Genomic DNA, 2174 nt, shown 5'->3' with positions numbered 1-2174 from the left:
GTGGATTTTATGACTGTAAGTCTCATTTTAACAGAACAAATTGTAAAATTATTTATTATCCTTATGATCGGTTTCATCATGGTCAGGATCGGTCTGCTGAAGGTTTCCGACAGTAAGAGTATTTCCGTCCTGCTTGTGTATCTGGTGCTTCCCTGTATGATCGTCAATTCATTTCAGATTGAATATACGCCGGAGGTACTGAAGGGATTGATTTTTACGGTTGTAGCAGCAGTGATCGCCCATATTGTTTTTCTTATCCTCACGGCATTTTTAAGAAAACCGTTGCATCTGGATATGGTTGAAGAGCTGACTACGGTTTATACAAACGGTGGTATTTTGGTTGTTCCGTTGGTCAAAGCACTTCTTGGCACAGAGTATGTTATTTATTCCTGCAGTTTTCTGGCTGTACAGATGATTCTGATCTGGACACACGGCAGGCATAAAATGTGCAGTGAGGAAAGGCTTTCCTTAAAGAAAATATTTTGGAATGCCAACATTGTGGCGATTTGTATCGGTGCATTTTTGTTTATTACAAAGATTGAATTGCCGGATGTGATTGGCGGAACCATTGATATGCTGGCAGAAATGATTGGGCCGATCGGTATGCTATTGGCAGGTATGGCAATTTCTGAAATTCCATTCAAAAAAATATTCATGGAAAAAAGAAATTATCTGGCCGTTTTACTCAGATTGTTTATCTATCCTCTTGTCGTACTTATTGTGTTCAAAGTGCTGGATTTGACAGATTGGATCGCAGACGGAAAGAATCTGCTGCTGATTGTCTTTCTTGCATGTGTCACACCGGCCTGTGCAACAGTTACTTCCATGGCACAGCTTTATGATAAGAACAGTGCAGAGGCCAGCCTGTTTTATGTGCTGACCACACTTTTTTCAATCATCAGTATGCCGTTGATGATTCTTGTATTTGAAATTTTCTGTTAACGAAAAATTTTTATCCGAGAGACACGTCCAGTATCATCATCAGACTGAATCCGACAGCAAAACACAGGGTGCCCACATCAGAGTGGCGTCCCTGGGACATTTCGGGGATCAGCTCTTCCACGACAACATAGAGCATAGCGCCGGCGGCGAAACTCAGCAGATAAGGCAGGGCCGGAAGAATATAATGGGCAGCCAGAATTGTCAAAATGCCGCCGACAGGTTCCACGATACCGGAGAGGACACCGCCCACAAAGGCTTTGCTTTTCTTCATACCTTCGGCGCGAAGGGGCATGGATATGATGGCGCCTTCCGGAAAATTCTGGATAGCGATGCCAAGGGATAATGCCAGTGCACCGGCGGCGGTGATGGTTGTGCTGTCTGAGAGATAACCGGCATAGACTACGCCCACGGCCATACCCTCCGGGATATTGTGCAGCGTCACAGCCAGTACCATCATGGTTGTGCGCTGAAGTTTGCTTTTCGGTCCCTCAGCTTGATTGCTGTTCTGATGCAGGTGGGGAATGATGTGATCTAAGAGAAGCAGAAACAGGATGCCGATCCAGAAACCGATGGCCGCGGGAAGAAAAGACAGCTTTCCCATGGATGCGGATTGTTCAATGGCAGGAATGATCAGGCTCCATACGGATGCAGCCACCATAACACCAGCGGCAAAACCGGTTAATGCCCGTTGAATTTTGTCACTTAACGTATTCTTCATGAAGAATACGCAGGCGGCACCGATGGATGTGCCGATAAAAGGAATTAAAATACCATAAAATATATTCAGATTCATATATCAGACCTCCAATCCCTGAGTATGAAATATATAGATAGTTGTATGTGTAATTGCTCAAAATAATGCTGATTAGTCATAGCTAGCTATAAAAATACTATAGCACGGTTTTAACGAATTGACAAGCAGTATCTGGCAAAGGAGCACAGCAGCTGTAATTGATGTGGCAGATCTGGCACAAAGACGTCTTTTGGATTACAGTATTTTATGTAATGATTCAACAAATTAAGAAAAGAGGAGAAAGACAGTGGATTTAAGTAAAATTGCTATAAAAAAAATCCGTGAGCTTATTGTGTTTACAGCACTTCTTGTGGTCGCCCTGTGGAAATTTGATGTGGTGCTCGATGTGCTGAAAGCAATATGGGGAATTCTATTTCCCTTTGTACTTGGCGGAGCGATCGCATTTGTGATCAACGTGCCAATGAGCTTTTTGGAAAAG

Annotated in this window: 2 protein-coding genes and 1 pseudogene; 2 read left to right on the top strand and 1 reads right to left on the bottom strand. The window is 43.4% G+C overall.

Annotated features, from left to right (window positions below):
- Positions 1 to 942, top strand: a 942-nt coding sequence (locus WMO25_RS17400) for an AEC family transporter (protein ID WP_349086446.1), incomplete at its 5' end; no start/stop codon positions are given.
- Positions 943 to 952: 10 nt separating this feature from the next.
- Here WMO25_RS17400 and WMO25_RS17395 read toward each other — a convergent pair.
- Entirely contained in the window at positions 953 to 1735 is a 783-nt protein-coding gene (locus WMO25_RS17395) for a ZIP family metal transporter (protein WP_349086444.1), read from the bottom strand.
- Positions 1736 to 1982: 247 nt separating this feature from the next.
- Between WMO25_RS17395 and WMO25_RS17390 the strand changes: the two are divergent.
- Positions 1983 to 2174, top strand: a pseudogene (locus WMO25_RS17390) (AI-2E family transporter); the annotation flags it as partial.

Source organism: Coprococcus intestinihominis (assembly GCF_040096555.1).
Taxonomy (GTDB): Bacteria; Bacillota; Clostridia; order Lachnospirales; family Lachnospiraceae; genus Coprococcus_A; species Coprococcus_A intestinihominis.
This window is presented reverse-complemented; position numbering and strand designations above follow the sequence as displayed.